This window comes from Streptomyces sp. ITFR-21 (assembly GCF_031844685.1).
Classification (GTDB): domain Bacteria; phylum Actinomycetota; class Actinomycetes; order Streptomycetales; family Streptomycetaceae; genus Actinacidiphila.
Genome location: NZ_CP134605.1, coordinates 5,055,177 through 5,071,902, shown reverse-complemented (window position 1 = coordinate 5,071,902; position 16,726 = coordinate 5,055,177). Strand labels below are relative to the sequence as shown.

19 protein-coding genes are annotated in these 16,726 nt (G+C 71.5%); 13 read left to right on the top strand and 6 right to left on the bottom strand.

The window, feature by feature from the left end; genetic code table 11:
• Positions 1-229: 229 nt before the first annotated feature.
• Both RLT57_RS22805 and RLT57_RS22800 read right to left on the bottom strand, forming a co-directional pair.
• Entirely contained in the window at positions 230-1,213 is a 984-nt protein-coding gene (locus RLT57_RS22805; RefSeq protein ID WP_311299143.1) for a transposase, read from the bottom strand.
• A gap of 11 nt (positions 1,214-1,224) precedes the next feature.
• Complete coding sequence (locus RLT57_RS22800) at positions 1,225-1,410, bottom strand: hypothetical protein (protein WP_311299142.1); 186 nt, start codon at positions 1,408-1,410, stop codon at positions 1,225-1,227.
• A gap of 143 nt (positions 1,411-1,553) precedes the next feature.
• Here RLT57_RS22800 and RLT57_RS22795 point away from each other — a divergent pair, with 143 nt between their 5' ends.
• From RLT57_RS22795 to RLT57_RS22785, 3 genes are all read left to right on the top strand, one after another.
• The gene (locus tag RLT57_RS22795; protein WP_311299141.1) at positions 1,554-1,931 is read left to right on the top strand and encodes a helix-turn-helix domain-containing protein; all 378 of its coding nucleotides are present in this window, start codon (positions 1,554-1,556) and stop codon (positions 1,929-1,931) included.
• A 100-nt stretch (positions 1,932-2,031) separates the two neighbouring features.
• The gene (locus tag RLT57_RS22790) at positions 2,032-2,412 is read left to right on the top strand and encodes a hypothetical protein (RefSeq protein WP_311299140.1); all 381 of its coding nucleotides are present in this window, start codon (positions 2,032-2,034) and stop codon (positions 2,410-2,412) included.
• Positions 2,413-2,467: 55 nt separating this feature from the next.
• Complete coding sequence (locus RLT57_RS22785; RefSeq protein WP_311299139.1) at positions 2,468-2,836, top strand: STAS domain-containing protein; 369 nt, start codon at positions 2,468-2,470, stop codon at positions 2,834-2,836.
• On the opposite strand, the gene RLT57_RS22780 is transcribed toward RLT57_RS22785, so the two are convergent.
• Together RLT57_RS22780 and RLT57_RS22775 are read right to left on the bottom strand one after the other, a co-directional pair.
• Entirely contained in the window at positions 2,815-2,946 is a 132-nt protein-coding gene (locus RLT57_RS22780) for a hypothetical protein (protein ID WP_311299138.1), read from the bottom strand. The genes RLT57_RS22785 and RLT57_RS22780 overlap by 22 nt on opposite strands.
• Before the next feature lie 54 nt (positions 2,947-3,000).
• On the bottom strand, positions 3,001-4,110 hold the full coding sequence (locus tag RLT57_RS22775) for a hypothetical protein (protein ID WP_311299137.1): 1,110 nt from the start codon (positions 4,108-4,110) through the stop codon (positions 3,001-3,003).
• A gap of 327 nt (positions 4,111-4,437) precedes the next feature.
• Here RLT57_RS22775 and RLT57_RS22770 point away from each other — a divergent pair, with 327 nt between their 5' ends.
• Positions 4,438-4,641, top strand: a complete 204-nt coding sequence (locus tag RLT57_RS22770) for a cold-shock protein (protein ID WP_311299136.1) — start codon at positions 4,438-4,440, stop codon at positions 4,639-4,641.
• Between the two features lie 470 nt (positions 4,642-5,111).
• Here RLT57_RS22770 and RLT57_RS22765 read toward each other — a convergent pair whose 3' ends face one another.
• Positions 5,112-6,530 (bottom strand): helix-turn-helix domain-containing protein, encoded by a 1,419-nt coding sequence (locus RLT57_RS22765; RefSeq protein WP_311299135.1) that lies wholly within the window; start codon positions 6,528-6,530, stop codon positions 5,112-5,114.
• A gap of 420 nt (positions 6,531-6,950) precedes the next feature.
• Here RLT57_RS22765 and RLT57_RS22760 point away from each other — a divergent pair, with 420 nt between their 5' ends.
• The 9 genes from RLT57_RS22760 (at position 6,951) to RLT57_RS22720 (ending at position 15,132) form a co-directional block, all read left to right on the top strand.
• Entirely contained in the window at positions 6,951-7,790 is an 840-nt protein-coding gene (locus RLT57_RS22760) for a sugar phosphate isomerase/epimerase family protein (RefSeq protein WP_311299134.1), read from the top strand.
• The gene (locus RLT57_RS22755) at positions 7,787-8,731 is read left to right on the top strand and encodes a Gfo/Idh/MocA family protein (RefSeq protein WP_311299133.1); all 945 of its coding nucleotides are present in this window, start codon (positions 7,787-7,789) and stop codon (positions 8,729-8,731) included. The genes RLT57_RS22760 and RLT57_RS22755 overlap by 4 nt, the downstream gene beginning before the upstream one ends.
• Complete coding sequence (locus RLT57_RS22750) at positions 8,682-9,908, top strand: methionine adenosyltransferase (RefSeq protein WP_311299132.1); 1,227 nt, start codon at positions 8,682-8,684, stop codon at positions 9,906-9,908. The genes RLT57_RS22755 and RLT57_RS22750 overlap by 50 nt, the downstream gene beginning before the upstream one ends.
• On the top strand, positions 9,905-10,792 hold the full coding sequence (locus tag RLT57_RS22745) for a hypothetical protein (protein WP_311299131.1): 888 nt from the start codon (positions 9,905-9,907) through the stop codon (positions 10,790-10,792). Before RLT57_RS22750 ends, RLT57_RS22745 begins: the two co-directional genes overlap by 4 nt.
• The gene (locus tag RLT57_RS22740) at positions 10,789-11,850 is read left to right on the top strand and encodes a hypothetical protein (RefSeq protein ID WP_311299130.1); all 1,062 of its coding nucleotides are present in this window, start codon (positions 10,789-10,791) and stop codon (positions 11,848-11,850) included. The genes RLT57_RS22745 and RLT57_RS22740 overlap by 4 nt, the downstream gene beginning before the upstream one ends.
• Positions 11,847-12,593 carry a coenzyme F420-0:L-glutamate ligase gene (locus tag RLT57_RS22735; protein WP_311299129.1) on the top strand — a complete coding sequence of 249 codons (747 nt, stop codon included), beginning with the start codon at positions 11,847-11,849 and terminating at the stop codon, positions 12,591-12,593. The genes RLT57_RS22740 and RLT57_RS22735 overlap by 4 nt, the downstream gene beginning before the upstream one ends.
• On the top strand, positions 12,590-13,234 hold the full coding sequence (locus RLT57_RS22730) for a shikimate dehydrogenase family protein (protein WP_311299128.1): 645 nt from the start codon (positions 12,590-12,592) through the stop codon (positions 13,232-13,234). Before RLT57_RS22735 ends, RLT57_RS22730 begins: the two co-directional genes overlap by 4 nt.
• Before the next feature lie 42 nt (positions 13,235-13,276).
• Positions 13,277-13,405 (top strand): hypothetical protein, encoded by a 129-nt coding sequence (locus RLT57_RS22725; protein ID WP_311299127.1) that lies wholly within the window; start codon positions 13,277-13,279, stop codon positions 13,403-13,405.
• 197 nt (positions 13,406-13,602) lie between these two features.
• Positions 13,603-15,132 (top strand): gamma-glutamyltransferase, encoded by a 1,530-nt coding sequence (locus tag RLT57_RS22720; RefSeq protein ID WP_311299126.1) that lies wholly within the window; start codon positions 13,603-13,605, stop codon positions 15,130-15,132.
• Between the two features lie 133 nt (positions 15,133-15,265).
• On the opposite strand, the gene RLT57_RS22715 is transcribed toward RLT57_RS22720, so the two are convergent.
• Complete coding sequence (locus RLT57_RS22715) at positions 15,266-16,477, bottom strand: hypothetical protein (protein WP_311299125.1); 1,212 nt, start codon at positions 16,475-16,477, stop codon at positions 15,266-15,268.
• Positions 16,478-16,726: the final 249 nt, after the last annotated feature.

The window sequence follows — 16,726 nt, the reverse complement described above, 5'->3', positions numbered from 1 at the left end:
CACCTACGGTGCACTGTCACAGCCGGACCGGTATTGCCGCGGAGGCGGGCGGACAGCGTTCGGGCGCCATTCCCACGTAGGGGCTCGGTGGCCCGGGATGCAATGGGCATCTCCCGCTGCTGTCCGCCCGCGGGCCCGCCCCCGGCCGAGGGCGGGGGCGGCGGCCGGAATAACCCCGGCCGCCGCCTCCCCTCTCGGCGCCAACGCGCGAGCCGACCGCCTCTCGCCGTTACGAGGGTTCCATCGGCCTGCGGGCGGGGAAGGCGTCGCGTTCGTCCCAGAGCACTTGGCGCTGCAGGCAGTAGAACAGGCAGCGCGCGAGACGGGCGCCGAGGTTGCGCAAGGCGGTGTTGTGCGGGATCCCGCGCTCACGCTGGCGCCGATAGTAAGCGTGGGCACCGGGCGACTGGGTTAGCGAGCAGAACGCGGCCTGATAGAACGCGTCGCGCAGCTCAGAGTTGACCGCCCGGCGCATGGAGATCCGGGCCGCGGTACCCGAGGCCCAGGTGACCGGGACGATGCCGGCGTACGCGCACAGGGCCCGGGCATCGGCGAAGCGGTCCGGGTGGTCGCCGATCTCGCCGAGCAGCCGGCTCCCCAGGAGGTCGCCGATCCCGGGGAACGAGGTGATGATCTTGTATGAGGGGTGAAAGGAGAAGGCGTGCGCGGCCTGCCGGGCCATGTCGTCGGCGCTGGTGCAGGCGTGGTCGAGATCGGCGAGCAGCCCGCGGACCTCGGCCGCCCGCGCCTCCTCCACCGCCGGGTGAGTGCGCAGGGCGGGGCGGCGGAAATGCAAGTGGAGTCGTTCGGCTTCGTCTTCGACGGTGCGCCAGCGGCCTCCGGTCCGCAGCGCCTGGGCGAACTGGGCCCGGCTCAGCGTTGCGGCCACGGCCGGCGAGGGGGCGGCCGTCAGGACAGCGCGGGCCTGGGGGTGGCGAAGTCCCACCCTGGGCCAGGCGGTGACGGCAGCCGGGTAGAAGGTGACCAGGGCCGCGCGCAGCCGGTGGAGGGCTTCGACCCGTCTGCGGGTGGCGTCGGTCTGCGCGCGGGCGAGGACCTGCACGGCGCGCGCCGCAGGTGAACTCGGCGGCTTGGGGGCGAAGTTGCCGGTGCGGAGCATGTCGGCCAGGAGGTAGGCGTCGGTGCGGTCGGCCTTGGTGTCGGCGCCGATGCTGCCGGCCCTGCGGGCCCTGGCGGCGAGGGTGGCCTCCACGTGGACCACGGTCAGGCCGTGGTCGGCGAGGTTCTGGGCGAACAGGTTGCGGTCATCCCCGATCGCGGTCGGGACGGTACGCCAGCGGTCTCGGCGTACACGATGCGCCGGTGACCGAGCCGGGTTCCGTCGCGGCGGATGACCGCGCAGTCCATCCAGCGGTCGGCCCAGTCGACCCCGGCGAACATCGTCGCCACCCACGCCTCCTTCATATACCGGCACAGGCCGGACAGACCATGCCCCCCGGACGGTCGACTCTCGCTGCCGAGTGGTAAATAAACGTACCAGCAGCGGGGCGGCTGTCAGCCACCGCCTCCATCCCGAGACAATGAGGTGACCGATGACAGTCCTGCTGATTACGCCGGGATGGGACGACGAGGACGTGCGCAACCCCGACGGACCCCCGTCGTCCCACATCGCCTCGGGCAGTTGGCCGAACGCCCGCCTGGCTGACGACGCCCCGCCCGGTGCCCACATCGCCCAGGCACTGGCGCGTGAGCTGCTGAAGGTGATGGACGAACGGGGTCTGAGCGCGCGGGCGGTCGCCGAACTGGTCGGCAGCACCCACCCCACCATCGGACGCATCCTGGACGGCAGCGGCGTCACGGACGTACGCACCGTCTTCCTCCTCGAAGTCGCCCTCCGCACCCCGCTGTGGCCCGCGGACCTCCACCGCGACTTCCGCCTCGACGTGCAGAGCCCCGGGGCCGGCGCCTAGCCGGTCAGACGACTGCCCCGAGAAACCGTACGCGCCTTGCTCATGTCCGCAGCACCCGCGTCCAGCGCAGACACCAGCCGCCCTGGGCATACTCGAACCCATGGAAGCCAGGGAGCGTTACGCGGACCGGCGCCCCTACGTTCTGCCCGAAACGCTCGGTGACCTGATGGGGCCGGCGAGCGGGCACGCCCTCCTGCCCACGGCCCTGGACTGGTCCCAGCAAACCCACTACGACCTCAGCGTCGACAAGGACCGGCGCCGGCTGTACGAAACCGTCATCCGCGAAGCCTGCGACCCGGCCGACCTCCGCCGCTTCCTCAACGCCGGCCTGCTCCAGTGCTTGTGGCCGACACTGTGGCTTCCCGCCCGCCTCAAGGCGGCATGGGAGGACCGGTTCCCCGAACTCAGACGTCCAGCAAGCGGCCGAACGCCGCCCGGCCGCCCCCGCACCAAGGCCGAGGCCACGGTTCCGCCGCTCTAACCGATACGCATCACCACGCACCCCTGGCGACATGGGCTTCGGCATACTGAACGGCATGTCGACAAGCGACCACGCTCCCACGCCCCTACCGGTGATCACCGCTGTGGGAGACCTGGACGCCGACACCCTGCACCCCCTGACCGCCGAGCTGCAGAAAGCCGCCGCGATGGCATCCGGCGTGATCCTCGACGTCAGCGGCGTCACCTTCGGCGACTCCAGCTTCATCAACCTGCTGCTGCGCGCCCACCAGCACACCGACCTGCGCGTCACCGACCTCGGGCCGCCTTGGACCGGCTCTTCCATCTGGCCGGGGTTGACGCCGTCCTGCACATCTTCCCCACCCTCACCGATGCCCAGGGCGTGGGGCAGTAGGCGCGAGGTTCGGCATCGCGGACCGTGGGCTCAGGCGGGGCCGAAGCCGTAATCCCGGTCCGTGTCCCAGTCGATGTGCTCCGGTTCCGGATCTCCACTGGACGCAGCCATTGCCCTGACCATCGCCTTCGCTTCCTCCTTCACCAGGGCGCGTGACTGCACCTTGCAGTTGGTGACCGGAGGCCGATAGGCAGAACGGCACCGCGCGCTGCCGGGCTACCCATCGGAAACGCTGGCGGACAGGCTCGGCGATGCTGCCGCCGGGTGTACTCCAGCGGCCCATGGCTGGCCCAGCGCGGGCGGTACCGGTATGCGAGCATACGGATTAGGTCGCCACGCCGATCCGAAGGGCAACTGGTTGTCCAGCCACAGGATGCCGGCGAGCTCTTCGGGCATCGACCAGCGTGACGGACGGCCGAGGTCGACCTCGACAGGGTCCCCGAAGTACACATCGCCGAAGTTGAACTGAACGGTCATGGTCATCTGCCCGGTCAGCAGATGGTCCAGATGCTTGACCTCCAGCCCGGTGAACCGGTGGGCCCCCACCGCGACGACGAGAGGGATACCTTCGGCAGTCAGGTGCCGGTACTTGCTGACCTTGTCCTCGACTCGTCCTACGAGAGGCTGCGCGGTGACCACGCCGGCGATGGAGCTGGGCGTAGCAAGGTACGTGGCCATGCCGAGCGGCGAGGTCATCAATCGGCCGGTGTTCCGGTCGCCCTGGACCAAGAAGGTGTAGCCGTTCGACGGGATCTCGTCGATCGCCAACGGCTGCATGAGGTGACGGCGTAGATCCTGGGCGATGCGCTTGGCCGTACGCGGATCGGGCGGAAGGATCGGGCCGCCGGTCGGCTTGAGAGCAAGCACCAGCGACACGGGGATCTTGCGGATGCGCGTCGCCAAATCGTGCCAGGACCGCATCTGCCCGAACGCCCGGCGGTCGGGGCTCTCGCTGTGGACCTCGACAACTGCCAGCGGACGACCGTCAACAGCGGAAACAACGGTCCAGTCGGGAGTGAGCCCGTTCCACTCCTGTTCGTAGACCGCCTGAACCTCCGGGCCCCGCAATTGCGCACCGGCAACCAACTCGTGCATCACGGGCCAGAAGTGCTGGTCGTACCAGAGCTTCCCGGCCAGCTCATCGGCCTTACCGGACGGCAGCAGCGCGAACTGGTCGTCCAGCCATACGCGCCACGGTTCGTACTGGTCCTCGACGGCTATGTCGTACGTCAGTTCCCGCTGTTCCGGAGGGCGGCGACCGTAGCGCTCCTGCTGAGCCGCGACGAAGTCGGCTCCGAAGCGGCGTAGCGACTGTGCTTGATCCATGCCCGGATTGTCTGCCATCGAGCCCGCTCGCGCCGCCGATTTCCCCAGCACGAACCCATACCGCAGATGAGCGGGCCTCGGGTGGCACCGGGGCGGCACCAGGGCGGCACCGGCCGGGGAAAATTCGAGGCCCTGCCATCAGTATTCTGCGGTGAGGGTGCGGCTGCCGGTGTAGCGTCAGAACCAGCTGTCATGGTTCCGAAGTACCGGTCGCCCGTGAGCACATGCACGGGCGATTTTGCTGTTCACAGTCTCTGAGGACCAGGGCGATCACCTCCGGTTCCCGCACGGTGCGGGAACCGACTTCGTACCCCCTTGGAGGGCAACATGGCCAGTGGAACCGTGAAGTGGTTCAACTCGGAAAAGGGCTTCGGCTTTATCGAGCAGGACGGCGGAGGCCCTGACGTCTTCGCCCACTACTCCAACATCGCCAGCTCCGGCTTCCGCGAACTCACCGAAGGCCAGAAGGTGAACTTCGACGTCACCCAGGGCCAGAAGGGCCCCCAGGCGGAGAACATCACCCCCGCCTGACCCGCCACCTGCACGGCGCCCGCCCCGCGGCACCCCCCGGGCGGGCGCCGTACGATCCGGGAAGTGTCGGCTGCCCCCCGAGCGGCTCAACGAGCGTCTCTCACCCAGCCGGGCAGACACCTCCGCACACCGCCGCACACTGTGCACTCGCTGCCAGCCGGTACACGGGCTGCGCGCACGAACCGGCCGACCAGGGGCAGACGAGCGGTATCGGCAGGCCGGCCTCACCCCCGGCCGCCCATGCCATGGTCCCCCCCCCGGCGCGTGCCGGCTGGCCAGCAACGCCGCGCCTGGAGCCGCACCACCCACCCCGCGCTCACGGGCCTGTAGGGCGTGGAGGAGGGCCGCGGGCCCGAGATCGCGAGCGATCACCGCCGTGGCCTCGCCCGGGGAAGGGATCCGCACTACGACCGGCAGTGCACCATCGGCACAACCAGCCGCCTGGCCTACTAGATGTAACAGAGTCCGGGTTAGGCGGCTGCTCCGGTGCGGACGGCGAATTCCCGAAGGCCGGGGAGGCTCTGGGGTGCGTACAGGAGGTCTGCGGTCAGGGCGCGCAGGGCGGGGCGGCGGACCTCTTCGGGTGCGGTGCGTTCGATGGAGGTCAATGCGCTGAAGGTGCGGCGGTTGTCGCCGATCTGGTGCCACATCCGTGCGGTGTCGGTGTAGTACCGGGCGACGCGTTCGGCGTTGGGTAGCTGGGCAGGGTCGATGCGGGCGGCGTAGGGGACGGCGTCGTCGGGCGTGCCGAGGACAGTGAGGCTGCCGATCCGGTACAGGTCGCACTGGGCGGGGCTGGCGGAAATCGTGAACAGCCCGGCCGGCTGCCCGGTCCTGGTGACCGTGATGCGGTCGGCGGATTCCTCCGCCTCCCCGAGCAGGTCCAGGGCGGTGCTGCGCTGGCCGCCGGTGGCGGCGGTGTAGGCGGCGGTGGTGAGCAGGCAGACCCGCGCGGCGAGGGTATCGCTGAGCTGAGAGCCCGGGCCGAGATCGAGGGCTGCGGCGGTACCGGTGAGAAAGTGGACGGCGTCGCTGCTGCGGCCGGCGCGGCGCATGGTGATGGCCAGGACGCGCGCGGCTTCGCTGACCGTGCGGGGGTCGCCGCTGGCGCGGGCGGCGTTCAGCGCACGGTCGGCGGTGGCCCAGGCGGCTTCGGAGTGCTGTTTGACGGCGAGTTCGGTGGCCAGGACGTACGCACGGGCAACAGTGGCCTGGGCGCGTTCGCGGGCCCGGCCGGTGGTGGCGTCGCGGGTGGCTTCGGCGGTCGCGATCAGCGGGGGCAGGGCGCGGCCGAGGGCTGCGTAGCGGGCCGCGGTGAACTGGTCGCGGGCGCCAGCCAGGGCAGTTGCCAGGACACGCGGCCCGGCGGGTGCTGCGGCCGTGGGCGTGAACAGGGCTCGTTCCATGGCAGCGGCCGGGTTGTCGCCGGCTTCCTGTGCGGCGGCCGGGGACATGGCTCCGGCGATCATCCCGGCGCCCAGGCCGAGCGCGCCGGCCACCAGTTCACGTCGTCGCACGTCGTCCTCCTGATCGGCTTCGGCCAGCCTAGCGGCCGTCAGCGGCGGAGCGGGGACGGTGCGGATGATCGGCGGGCGTGTGGCCGTGCTGCTGTCGGCAGCAGCCAGGCCCATGAGATCCGGCGGTATGCCCAGGCCGTCGGCGATACGGGTCAGGACCTCCAGGCTCTGCACCTGGCGCAGGCCGCATTCGATGGCGCTGACGTCGGACTGGGCCAGGCCCACCAGGGCGCCCACCGTGGTCTGGCTGGCTCCGGTGTACTTGCGGAAGTGCTTGAACAGGGCGGCGACATCACGGGTTTGCAGCGCGTGGCGGACCGCGTCCTGGTCCCACAGGCCGGCAGGTACAGCGGGCTGGTGGTGGATGCGCACGGTGATCTCCCCTCTCCGGGGGCCGGTCTCGACTGCCTCAGCGTAGATGCGCGGTGACTGCTTGTCATGGCTTTGGGGCGGCGGCCAGAGGCCGCCCCTATAGGGCCTCGGGATGGGTTTGCGGCCCTGGAGTTCCCAGGCTGGGACAACATCCGGCGACCGCGGCACCCGCAGCAGGGCCGCTACCCGCCCCGCACCGAAGAGGAGTTCCGCCATGTGCCCCCAGCCCCCGCCCCCGCCGCCGCCCGCCCCTCCGGCCCCGCCGACTCCTTCGCCGCCTCCGCCGCACGTGTAGCCAGGGCATGCCCGCCTGGCTCCGTGCGCGACGCCACGTCGGCCTGCGGCGCAGCTCACCGGAGCCGGGCCGCCTGGCACCCGCCGGACGGCCGTCACCCGAAAGAAGATGAAGAGGAGCTTGTCGTGCAGGGATTCGTTGCGCTCAACCCCGATGAGCTGGGCCGGGACCCGGCGACCGGAATGGATCTGGCCGTGGCCCTCGGCGTCGGCCACCTGGAGATCCGAACCGCCTACGGCTCGAACGCGCTCGTCCTCGACGACGACCAGTTGCGCACGGTGCGGCGGCTGGCCGACGAGCGGGGGCTGGTCGTGGCGGCGCTGGCGGCGCCGCTGTGGAAGTGGTGCCGTCCCGAGGCGAGCCCGGGCCGGGTCGACAGCTTCGGCTTCCCCACCCAGGTGCCGGACCAAGACCGCCGCCGATGGGTCGACCGGGCGATCGACGTCGCCGACATCCTGGGCACCGGCCGGATCCGGATCTTCTCGCACCTGCGAGTCGGCAGCGCACTGACCGAGACGTTCCCCGACGACCCGCTGCTGCCCTACGCGCTGGAGCGGGCCAAGGCCGCCGGGGTGCGGCTGCTGCTGGAGAACGAGCCGGTGTGCACGATCGCCGAGCCCGCCGCTTTGCTGGACGTGCTGCGCGCGCACCCCGACCTGGGCCTGTGGCTAGACCTGGGCAACCTGCACGAGGTCGGTCACGGCACGGTCGGCGCGGTCGACGCTCTTGCCCCGCACGCGGAGTACGTCCACGTCAAGGACTACCGGCTCGGCGCGGACGGCGCCAGGCACTTCACCGCCGCCGGCACGGGAAGTGTGCCGTACGGCGAGCTGCTGGCAGTCCTGCACCGTGTGCGCCCCGCCCTGCCGTACGCGCTGGAGACCCACGTGCGCGACGATCCGGCCGAAGCGATCACCCAGGGTGCGGCGTTCCTGCGCCGGACCGTGCCCGGCGGCCTGGCGTGAGGCGGGTCCTGCTCGGCGGGGCCGGCGAGGTCGGCATGAAGCACCTCGACGCCCTGAACGGTACCGAGAGCACGACCGTGGTGGCGGTCGCCGATCCCCGCCCGGTCACCGGCCTGCCCGCCGGGCTGCCGCGGCTCGCGCACTGGCACAACGCCCTGGAACGGTTCGCCCCGGACCTGGTCGTCGTGGCCGTACCGCCCGGGACCGCGCTGGAAGTGGCGCGCGGCGCCGCACGCACCGGTGCCACCGTGCTGGTGGAAAAGCCCGTCACCGTCCGCGCCGCCGACCTCGGCCGACCGGAGCCGGCCGACGAGCGGATCTTCGTCGCGTTCCAGCCGCACTTCGCCCCGGGCCTTCCCGGACTGCTCGACCACAAGGCGGAAGTGCGCCGGGCCGAGGTGACGCTCGTCTGCCGCAGAGACCGGGCCTACTACCGCACCTGGCGCACCCACTGGGCGACCTCCGGGGGCGTCCTGCACCAGCAGGCCATCCACGGCCTCGCCCTGGCCCTGCGACTGCTGCCACCGGGGGACATCGCCTCCTGCGACGCCCTGGTGCGCCACGAGCGGCAATGGGCCGAATCCGAGGACCACGTCACCGCCGAGATCACCTTCGACAGCGGCGCCGTCCTGACCGTGGACGCCCGGGTCGACAGCGACCAACCGCCGCGGCACGACGTGCTCCTGCACCTCCGCAGCGGAGAACACCTCCACGTGCGCGGCCGGAACCTGGAAGCCGGACTCGGCCCGGCCGAGGCCGCGCCCGACGACCGCACGCTGCGCCGCGAGATGTACCGCGCCCTGCCCGCCCCCGGCACCGGCGGCCTGTCCCACCACCATCCGAGCCTTTTCCCCCTGGGCGCCCTGGCGCGCCCGCTGGAGGTCATCGACCATGTCTACCGCACCGCCCACCACCTCTCCCCGGCCCGTGCTTCCCGGTGAACAGCAGGTCGAGGTCGTCGAACGCAAGGGCATCGGCCACCCCGACACCCTGGCCGACGCGATAGCCGAACGCGCCTCCCTCTACTACAGCGCCTACTGCCTGCGGGAGTTCGGCGCCGTGCTGCACCACAACCTCGACAAGGTCGCCGTCCTGGGCGGCCGGGCCCGGTTCGGCGAAAGCGACGGCGTCTACGACCGCCCCGTCAGGGTGGTGTTCGGCGGGCGGATCTCCACCACCTTCGCCGGCCGCGCCCTGCCGGTGCGCGAGATCCTGGAGCAGGCCGCCACCGACCAACTGCGCGCCGCGCTGCCCGGCTTCGACCGCATCACCTACACCGTCGTGCACCAGACCACGGACTCCTCCAAGTTCCCGTACTGGTTCGCGCCCCGCACCCTGGCCGACCTGCCCGAGCGCACCGCGCCGTACTCCAACGACACCGCGTTCCTGGTCGGCACCGCCCCGCGCACCGCGGCCGAGACGACAGCGCTGCTCACCGAAGCATGGTTCCGCCGCGAGCCCTGGGCGGGCAGCGACATCAAGGCCCTGGTCGTCCGGGACGGCACCATGTTCACGGTCACCACCTGCGTGCCGGCCCTGCCCGGCCACCTGTCCTCGGCAGCCGAACTCCACGACGCGGTCACCCACACCGCCGGCGAGCTGACCGCGGAGCTGTCCAAGCGCCTGCCCGGCCCCGTCACCGTGGTCTGCAACACCCGCAACACCCCGACCGGGCCGCTGGCCGGCCAGTATTTCACCGTGTCCGGATCGGCGATCGACTACGGCGAAGACGGACTCGTCGGCCGCGGGAACGCCCGCTCCGGGCTGATCACCCCCGGCCAGCAGGCGGGCAACGAAGCCCTGTTCGGCAAGAACCCCGCCTACCACGTCGGCAAGGTCGGCGGCTGGCTCGCCGACACCGCAGCCGCCGAACTCGCCCACCGCAGCGGCCCCTGCCGCATCGCGGTGATGTGGACCAACGGCTCCCGCTACCCCGACCCCGCCTCACTGGACATCACCACCACCCACCCCGACCCCCACGCCGCCGACATCGTCCGCGCCGTGTTCCAGCGCACCGACTGGATGTCCGACCTCGTCGAGCGCCACCGCTACCTGCCCGGAATCGCGCCGGTCGAGGAACTGCTCGCCGAACTCGACACGAGCACGGCACCGTCATGACTCGGGGCGCCGTGACCACCGGCCACGTCACCGCCGCGTTGAGGGTTCCGGCAGGGCTGGACACGACACCGGCCGCCGCGGTGGGTGACCGACTCCCCGGCGGCTGGCACCACAACCACCAGCAACCCTCGCCAGGAACTTCCGAGGTGATCGTGGAGTACGCCACCAGGGACCCGGACGTCACCGCCACCGGGCCTGCGGTCCGTCTGCGCCTGACCCGGGCGGTTGCCGGCACCGCGACCCTGGCCTACGCCACCTACACCGCGCTGGAGCGCGCCCGCCAGCACCAGCGGATGCTCACCCTGCACGCCAACGCCGTGATCAGCCCCGGCGGCCACGGCGTGCTGCTGCTGGGGGCCAAAGGCGCGGGCAAGACCAGCGTGACCCTCGCCCTGGGCGAGCGCGGCTTCACCCACGCCGGCGACGACCTCGCAGTCATGGGCGAACACGGGTCCGAGCTGCTGCTGTGGCCCGGCAAAGCGACCGCCGCCGTACGGCCCCGCGACGCGGCCCAGTGGCAGGCCCCCAAACCCGTCCTCCCCCTGGTGCCCTTCGCCGCCGGCCCCTCCGTCCTGACCGCGGTAGTCCGCCTCACCGTGCACCCGGCCGTCCCCAGCCCGCTGCTCGTGAACGCCCTGCCGTTCTCAGCGAACGAGCAACTCCGCCTCCATGAGGCCCTCGCCCGGCAGATCTCCGGGCTGCCCACCCCGCTGAGCGGACCGGACGGCGCCCCCTACGGGCCGGTCTGGACCCTCGACACCCCGGCCCTCGCACGCTGGCGCACCCACCTGATCGCCCGCCTCGGCCACCACCTCTACCTCTACCTGTATGCGCCCGACCCGGACAGCGCCGCCGACCTGATCACCCGGGAGATGACCGCATGACCCCACCACCAGCAGCCGCGGTGCTGCCCAGCCGCAACGAACCCGCCACCATCGCCGCCGTCACCACCGCCGTCGACACCGCCCTGGACGACGACCGGGCCGTCATCGTCCACGCCGATTCCTCCGACGACCCCGCCACCGCCCGGATCTTCAACGCGACCCCGACCCGGGCCCGGAAGATCAGCCTGACCGATCTCCCACGCGGCAAAGGAACCCAGATCTTCCACGCCCTCACGCACCTGCCCGGCGGCACCGGGCCGGTCCTCATCGCCGACACCGACACCCGCAACCCCAACCCCGCCGTGTACCGCGCCCTCCTCGACCGCGCCCTCGAATCCGGCGGGTGCGCCATCGCGGACTACCCCCGCTACTGGGACGAGGCCAACCTCACCTCCCACCTGGCCCGCCCCCTGATCGCCGCTACCACCGGCCACGACGTACCCCAGCCGCTGGCCGGCGACCTCGCCCTGCCGGCCCGGGCCGTCCGCGCAGCCCTGCTTGCCGATCTAAAACTGGCCCCGGATCTCGCCGGAGCGGTCGACGGCTACGGCATCGACGCCTTCCTGCTGCTCACCGCCGCCCGCACCGGTCCCGTCAGCTCCATTCCGCTGCACGCGCCCAAGCAGCACGCCGCTTCTTTTCCGCACCTGCAGCGGATCTACGACCAGGCCGTCCCCGTCCTGCTCGCCCTGACCACCCGCCAGCCCCCGCCCCCAGCTGGAGAAGCCCGACCCGCTGCCCGTTACCGTCCCGCCGAACGGCAGGTCGCCCCCGAACGCCTGGCGTCCATGCTCGCCGCGCTCGGCGAACTCGCCCCCGCCGAACCCCGGTACGATGCCGCACCGTGGCCACTGCCGGTAGCCGAAGCATGGCACGCCGTCAGGTCCGGGACGACGCCATACCAAGCCGCCCAGACCCTGTGGCCGGCCTACGTCCACCGCGTCCGCACCTGGCTGACCGCCCCACCTTCCGGCGGGCGCGCCGCGGACCTCGCCGCCGCCCACGCCACTCTGGCCACCGCCCTCGCCCCGACAACTGCACGGAGCCGCACGCCATGAACACCAGCGCCTTCACCGCGTTCGCCGCGGAGCCCTTCCCCACCATCCGTCCCGGCGACGACCTCGCCACCGCGATCACCACGACCCTGACCGGCCAGGGCGCCGGCCTGCGTGACGGCGACATCGTGGTGATCGCCTCGAAGGTCGTCTCCATCGCCGAGGACCGCCACCGGGACCTGTCCACCGTCACCCCCGGCCCCCAGGCCCGGGAGCTGGCAGCCCGCACGGGCAAGCCCGCCGGGATCGTCCAGCTCATCCTCGACGAATCCAGCGACCACTTCCTGGCCACCGAGCGCGGCCCGATCATCGCCCGCCACCACCTCGGCTACCAGCTCACCTCCGCCGGCATCGACCGCGACGGGCCCGACGGGGCCTGGTTGCTGCCCGAAGACCCCGACGCCTCCGCCCGCCGGCTGCGCGACGCCCTCACCACCTCCAGCGGGGCAACGGTCGCCGTGGTGATCGCCGACTCCGACGGCCGGGCCGACCGCCGGGGCGCCACCGTCATCAGCATCGGCGCCGCCGGAATCACCCCCCTGCGCGTCTCCGAGCGCACCGAGCCCGGCGGGCGGACCAGGCACCAGGAGGAGACACTGACCGACCTGGTGGCCGCCGCAGCCGGCCTGATCCTCGGCCAGCGCGGGCGCGGCGCCCCCGTCGCCGTCCTGCGCGGAATCACCTACCAGCCCGGCGACGAAGGCGTGGCTGCCATGCTGCACCACGCCCCAAAGCGCCAGCCGTGAAGCACCTCGCCATCCTGGGATCCCCCATCGCCCAGGCGCTGTCGCCGGTCCTGCACCGGGCCGCCTACCAGGCGATAGGACTGGACTGGACGTACCACGCCATCGAATGCCTACCCGAAGACCTGCCCGGCTTCCTGCGCGGCCTGGACGAGAGCTGGGCCGGGTTCTCCCTCACCATGCCGCTCAAACGCGCCGTCCTGCCGCTGCTGAACGACGCGTCCGACACCGTCCGGCAGACGGGGACCGCCAACACCATAGTCGTCCACCACGGGCGCCTCGTCGGCGACAACACCGACCTGCACGGGATGCTCCAAGCCCTCCGCGAAGCCGGTGTGGCCCGCGCGACCTCGGTCACCATCATCGGCGCCGGAGCAACCGCCGGCACCGCCCTGGCCGCCGCCCGGCACCTGGGCTGCGACCACGCCCACGTAATCGCCCGCAACCCCGACCGAGCCGACCACCTGCTCGCCGCCGCCGAGCGGATCAGTATCCGCGCCGACCTTCACCCGTGGGAATCCACCGCCGCCCACCTGTCCGCCGAGCTGGTCATCTCCGCGGTACCGCCCGGAGCCGCCACCCACCTCGCACCGCACTGGCCCCGCGGCACCGGAACCTTCCTCGACGTCGCCTACCAGCCCTAGCCCACCCCCAGCGCGGTCGCCGCTCAGGTTGCAGGGAGGACCGTGATCGGCGGACTGCCCATGCTCGTCCACCAGGCCGCCCGCCAAGTCGTCCTCCAGACCGGACAACCCCGCGCCCCGTACGCGGACATGCTCCGCGCAGCCAGCGCAGCGCTGAACCGGACATCGTGACCGCAGACGGCCGCCACCCCGGGGGCCACGCGCCCAGCAGCACCGCGGACGAGCCGCTTGCGTGCTGCTCCCCTCTGCCGCGAACTGCAAGAACGCTCCGCCCTGCCGCGAGACAGGGCCCCGTTCCAGCCGGCTCGGAATTGACACGCTAGGACTCAAGTGCGGGTTCGTGTACCAGCGGCTGCGACAGTGGCGGCGTGATCCCTGCGCACGTCAACGACTCCCCGCCCCTGGTCTATACCGACAGCATCGACGTACCTGTACTGTTCCGGGACGGGCCGGACAGTCGCCCCTTCAAGCAGTGGCGTACCGCCGCCGCCCAGCCATGGCCGTCGAACGCTGCGTTCCCCGAGCACGACGGCTGGTACCTGCCCACTACCACCTGGCGCGAGATCCTCAAGGCCGCAACCGAAGTAGGCCGCGACGTCACACCGAACCTGCTGCACGTCCCGCAGCTGGCCCACGCCGAACTCGTCGCCCGCGTCGCGCCCCTGTACGCGTACATCGGCATGCACGACTTCGTTCCCAAGAAGCCCCAGGCGCCGCTGCCGGGCAGCACCGGGCGGCGGCTGACGGTCAACGCGGTCTACGAATACGCCACCGAGCAGTCCGCACGGCACGCTCTCGGCTATCGGCTGGGTATGACGATGGCCGAATGGGCGTGCCGCTCGCTGATGGGCCTGGGCCAGACCTGGCACGTCGAGGACGGCGGACCCGATCCCTCTCTGGAGCACTTGTTCAAGAACCCTTCGCTGAAGCTGCCGGACCTGTGGGGGCGGCACGAGGCGGAGAACGCGTACTGGCTCATCGAGGCCAAGGGCGGCAACGTACGGGTAAAGCGGCTCAGGGACGGCTGGATTCAGCTCGAAGGCGGCAGCACGATCCTGGGCGCCTACGCGCACCGCCGCGTCCTGGTCGGTGCCTCGGTCCAGCCCGGGGGCGATCTGTTCCTGACCGTCGACCACGACCATCACCCGGGGAGCCCGCCCCTGCCCCACCCCGGTGGCAAGATCCCGCCCGGTGCCCCCAGCACGCCGGAGGACCACCTCGGGGAGGACGACGACGCTCTCATGGGCACCGCCCGCGCCCAGATGCTCACCTTCCTCGCCCTGCGCTCCGCCCCGGCATCACGCTTGCGGACCGTCGCGCTGTCCAGCGACCGCACCACCCGCCGGCGCCGACGCGACGGCCTGACCACCCCGCTGGAATACGACGAGGCAACTCTCGCCGCACGCATACGTGCCCGCGGGACGGCCATCGGCGCCGATGATTCAACCCGCTATGAATGGGCCCAGGCCATCGGCGTGGACGACTTCCTCGCCTGCCGCATCCCCGGCACCGAGCTGCAACTGGGCATGTCCCGACGTCTGTTCGCCGCCTGCGCCCAACTCCACCGCGAAGACCAGGCCATCGCGGAGCGCACCCCCGGCATGCGTGCCGAAGACCGCGTCCGCGTCGAGGAGGACGCCGATGAAGGCGCCGAGCTGGAACGGCGCCGGGCTCAGGGGCGCGTCTTCCGCGAACAGCAGGAAGACGCCCGCCCCCGTATCGCGCCCCGGGTCCGCACCGCCTATGACCAGGGCGACACCGAACGATGGAACCAGCTCCTGCCCAGCGCCCAGGAACCACCGCTCGACCTCACCGAGCACCCCGGCCTCCTCGAAGCGGCAACCCCCGAGACCTACCTCGCGCTGCGGCAGGAAGACCTTCCCCAGTACGGCAGGTGACCCTCGCACTTTGCCCGCGCCTCATCAGCGGTGACCGGGACGCGCCCAGAACTGCCGCACCGCGAGGCCGGCGGGCGGCGGGGTGTCCTGATGCCGGACTGTCCGCGCCGAGCCGACCCGCAGACTACGACGGTCAGGGGTGGCGGAAGCCCCGCCCGGGGTCGCGGGCGAAGTCGTCGTCGAACGCGGTGAACCAGTCCACTGGGGCGAGGTTGACCATGCCCATGGCCTGGTTGGCCTCGTTGCCGGGGTCCTCGATGCCGTCCAGGCTCTGGTCGAACAGCATGAGCACGTCACCATCCTGGAACAGCTCCTCGGAGGCGGCTTCCCAGCCGAAGTCCCGCCGGTCCTCCGGCAGCCCCGCGACGGTCTCGGCGACCAGCCGGGGCCGGTTGCGGGTCAGCGCTTCGGCGCGGGCGATGCCCAGGTGCAGCGCCATCTCCTCCCCGGTACAGCGCGGCACGACCTCGACCCCGTCGGCCAGGTCGGCCGCCAGATCGTCGAAGGTACGGGCCATCTGCCGACGCCACGGCCCGCCCTGGTTGAAGGTCACCCGCGGCAGGGAACCGAACAACCCGCCGGCACCAGGGCCCAGCGGCTCTGGGCCCAGCGCCGCCACCTCCCGCCACGCCTGCTCCGACAGCTCCTCCAGCGCACGGCGCAGCACCGCCGCCGACCGGGCGGTGAGCACCGGGTAGTCCTCATCACCCGTGCCCTCGTCGTCCTCGTCCCAGAAGTCGGCGCCCACAACGGCGATGCGCCCGCGCAGACGCTCGTGCACCTGCTTCGCGGCCTGTTCCGGGGCGTCCATCGCGGTGTCGATGATCTGCAGCTCGTCGGAGAAGTACGCGGCGCTCAGCAGCGCGGCGGCCTGCGCCAGCACCTCCTGGCAACGGGTCACGTCCGGTTCATCGGCGCGCGGGAAGACCACGGCGCAGTCGTTGTCCGCCAGCCGGTCGATGATGCTGGCGACCACCCCGGCCACCAGCGCCGCGTCGTCCCAGGGCTCGGCCAGCTCCAGCAGCTCCACCACCAAGATGCTGCCGGCCATCTCCACGAAAGCCTCGAACGCGTCGCTGAACGACCCGTCAGGGTTCAGCAGCTGCCCGGCCACCACCTCCGGGAACTCCTGCTCATCGGACAAACGCTCACGCAGATTGCCACTTTTCCAGTAGAGGCCGCGAGTCGCACGGAAAGTCCCCACCGGCTGTTCCTGGGCCGTAAGCCGGACCTGCCAGATCTGTACGCCCCGCTCGGCCGGGTCCAGGAACCGGTGGACGTGGGTGAACTCCACCATCAGCTGTGTCGGGTCGGCCTGCGCGGCGGCGGCCTGCTGGTCGTTCATCGTCGCCTACAACTTCCTGCACACGGGACCGGAGACCGACCAGCCTAGCTTCAATACCAGTGACTTAAGGGATCGGGTCTCGGTTTCGTTGGACCTTGGTCGGTGGGTTGATCGGGGCGGTGCGCCAGTGCGGGGCGAGGGCGAGGGCTTCGGCGGGGCTGTTGGCAGGCCCGGTGCTGTGCCGGTGTGCGTCTCGTTTGACGCCGAAGTTGGACATCTTGCGTTTGACGACGCGTGGGTTGCAGCGTC

Coding starts and splice junctions, on each gene's coding strand:
- RLT57_RS22785 (WP_311299139.1), top strand. CDS start 2,468: ATGTCGACAAGCGACCACGCTCCCACGCCCCTACCGGTGATCACCGCT.
- RLT57_RS22790 (WP_311299140.1), top strand. CDS start 2,032: ATGGAAGCCAGGGAGCGTTACGCGGACCGGCGCCCCTACGTTCTGCCC.
- RLT57_RS22750 (WP_311299132.1), top strand. CDS start 8,682: ATGTCTACCGCACCGCCCACCACCTCTCCCCGGCCCGTGCTTCCCGGT.
- RLT57_RS22775 (WP_311299137.1), bottom strand. CDS start 4,110: ATGGATCAAGCACAGTCGCTACGCCGCTTCGGAGCCGACTTCGTCGCG.
- RLT57_RS22770 (WP_311299136.1), top strand. CDS start 4,438: ATGGCCAGTGGAACCGTGAAGTGGTTCAACTCGGAAAAGGGCTTCGGC.
- RLT57_RS22740 (WP_311299130.1), top strand. CDS start 10,789: ATGACCCCACCACCAGCAGCCGCGGTGCTGCCCAGCCGCAACGAACCC.
- RLT57_RS22745 (WP_311299131.1), top strand. CDS start 9,905: ATGACTCGGGGCGCCGTGACCACCGGCCACGTCACCGCCGCGTTGAGG.
- RLT57_RS22735 (WP_311299129.1), top strand. CDS start 11,847: ATGAACACCAGCGCCTTCACCGCGTTCGCCGCGGAGCCCTTCCCCACC.
- RLT57_RS22715 (WP_311299125.1), bottom strand. CDS start 16,477: ATGAACGACCAGCAGGCCGCCGCCGCGCAGGCCGACCCGACACAGCTG.
- RLT57_RS22795 (WP_311299141.1), top strand. CDS start 1,554: ATGACAGTCCTGCTGATTACGCCGGGATGGGACGACGAGGACGTGCGC.